This window comes from Candidatus Nitrospira nitrificans (genome assembly GCF_001458775.1).
In the GTDB taxonomy this organism is placed as follows: domain Bacteria; phylum Nitrospirota; class Nitrospiria; order Nitrospirales; family Nitrospiraceae; genus Nitrospira_D; species Nitrospira_D nitrificans.
This window is the reverse complement of the sequence record NZ_CZPZ01000027.1, coordinates 1-2,240: the sequence shown is the minus strand read 5'-3', so window position 1 is coordinate 2,240 and position 2,240 is coordinate 1. Positions and strand designations below refer to the sequence as shown.

The following is a 2,240-nucleotide window of genomic DNA, read 5'->3' as shown; positions in this document are numbered from 1 at the left end:
ATTGTTTCGCCAATTCCAACACGCCAACCTTCGCCCGGATAATTTTCTGTTCGGTGGTCATCGTCCGCACTCCTTTCGTGAAGGCGAGGACTCTACCGGACTGTCAGATTAAGTTCTAGCACTTACAATTGAAAATTTGAATGGCAATTTGCGCTTAACGGGAGACTCTGTGAGCTTCAAAGATCTCCTTGCGATTGACCTCCTAACCACGATCCGCTATGAAGTAAGGACGAAAAGACGAGTGGTGCGAGGGCTCGAGCCTTTGGTGGGCGACTGGCGAAGAGCTAATAGTTAACATAATATATCTTATCGGACTATGATGTTTGAGTTATTTGGCCGCGTACATAAAGAACTTTCCATTACCGGACATGCGTTCTATGAAACGATTCTCTCTCTTTCTGAACTGGTCAATCGAAAGGTTCAGATCATTCGTCTCCATTGGCTGGCTTCCACATTGCTTCAGCAGATCGACGATGTCACGGCCAAAGTCGGCCAACAAATTGTCGCGCAGGTCTCTGATCGACTTCAGGATCAGAGTCCCCCTGCTTCAGTCGTTGGCGTGATCGATCAGACACTAGCCGATGCCATTTTCCACGTTCAAGAGTTAAAGCGATCCTTGATATTTGTCGATGCCCAGATTCGTGAGCTCAAAATGGAGACGGCCCAGGAGAACCTGCTTTCTCTACAACGCGACTTGGCGCTTCGTTCGGGAGGGATTGAACGGCTGACTGTCGTTCGTGGCGCGGCTGCGGCCGGACAGCCGCTCAGCGCGCTTCCACGGAGTTCCTCCGCTTACGTGGCCACCGTGTTGCGAGGGCCTTTTCTATTGGCTCCCACGAGCGATCTTCACTTCCGACCGGGCGACATCGTAGTATTGATCGGTGCTCAAATGGAACTCGATCAACTCGTCTCATGGTTTACCGGCCAGCGTCCCCCCTCACCACGTCCTTCACAAGACCGGCGTAGGAGAGTGTAGATAGCAAGTGAAGTTGTCCGGTTTTTGTAGCACAGAATCTGTCCGAGACTTTCCTCGAATATTTCCACTGTGCCGAAATTATTTCGCACACCGTTGCTCTGAGCACGACGATTGTCTGGGTACCCGACTCCTGGGTCGGGCTTTGGCAATCGGGGGAAGCCGGGTGGGCTCACGCAATTGCCCCGTCGCATCGTAGCGCGCCACACACCGGGGGCCGTGCAACACCGCCAGCGCGCCCTCCGGATATGCATGAATCCAGACGGTGACCTTCACATAATGGAAGCGGTGCGGGTCAGGTGGGATCTGGAGCCTCCGGCCTTGAGAGCGCACCGTGTTGTCATTCGCGACGACCCGTTCTTCTTGCACACACAGAATCTCCGCAAGGTTCGTCCCGATCCACGGGACCAAGGCCGTCCCCGACTCTGCCGCGGGAACCGCAAACCGCTGGTGGTAGGCCGGGACAAACTGCTCGGTGAGATACCGGTTGGCTGCGGCCATCGTGGTGATCCCCGCCAAGGCCAACTCTTTCGGCAGCCGATCTTGCAGGGTGCGGAAGACGCGCTCCGACCGACCCCGGGCTTCCGGGGAATAGGCGGGAATCAGCGTGATACCCAGCTGCTGTAAGGCGCGGTGCACTTGCGTCGGGCGTGTCTTGTCGCCCCGCCCCCCAGCCGCCTCAGTGTACCAGTAGTGCGAGCCCCGATCGGTATATAGGGAACTGAACAGCCCCTTCGCCTCAATGACCTCCCCCAGGCCCTGGAAACTGCTCATGGTTCCCTCTTCTTCACCGAAGAAGGCCGAATAGATCTCGCTCGTCGCGTCATCCACGGTCACAATCAGATCCCACTGAGAGCCCACCACCCACTCATGCGTGGACCCATCTTGATGCAGCATCATGCCGGGCATCGGTTTGCGAGGCCGCTTCTTGCGATGCGCCCCACGCCGGGGCGCCCGCGCCACGGGTCCCGCCCGTTGCAATCGGTTCTTGGTCCACGTAGAGGACCGGGTCCCGCCATGCTCCGCGTGCCAGCGTTCATGGAAATGTTTGACGGTCCAGCCCGTGTAGCGGCTCTCATACAGCTGCACCATCTGCAGGGCCTCATCGATGGGGACCGCCCGGGCAGAGGCCCGACCCAGCCGTCGACCCTCCAGCCCCTCGATCCCCTCCGTTTCATAGCGCGTACTCCACCGACGGAAGGTCCGTTCTGTTACGCCCAAGAGCTCCGCCGCTTCCACCATCGTCAGTTCTCGGCGCTGTCGCCGG

2 protein-coding genes are annotated in these 2,240 nt (G+C 57.9%); one reads left to right on the top strand and one right to left on the bottom strand.

Translation table 11 applies throughout. The features are described from left to right. Window positions 1-316 precede the first annotated feature (316 nt). A complete protein-coding gene (locus COMA2_RS14090) occupies window positions 317-976 on the top strand; it encodes a TrkA C-terminal domain-containing protein (RefSeq protein ID WP_090899500.1) in 660 nt (219 codons plus the stop codon). 78 nt (window positions 977-1,054) lie between these two features. Here the strand turns inward: COMA2_RS14090 and COMA2_RS14085 are convergent. Then, the coding region (locus COMA2_RS14085; protein WP_217490758.1) for an ISNCY family transposase at window positions 1,055-2,240 on the bottom strand (1,186 nt) is incomplete at its 5' end.

Excerpts from the sequence above, each read along its gene's own strand:
- COMA2_RS14090 (WP_090899500.1), top strand. The coding sequence starts at position 317 with ATGATGTTTGAGTTATTTGGCCGCGTACATAAAGAACTTTCCATTACC.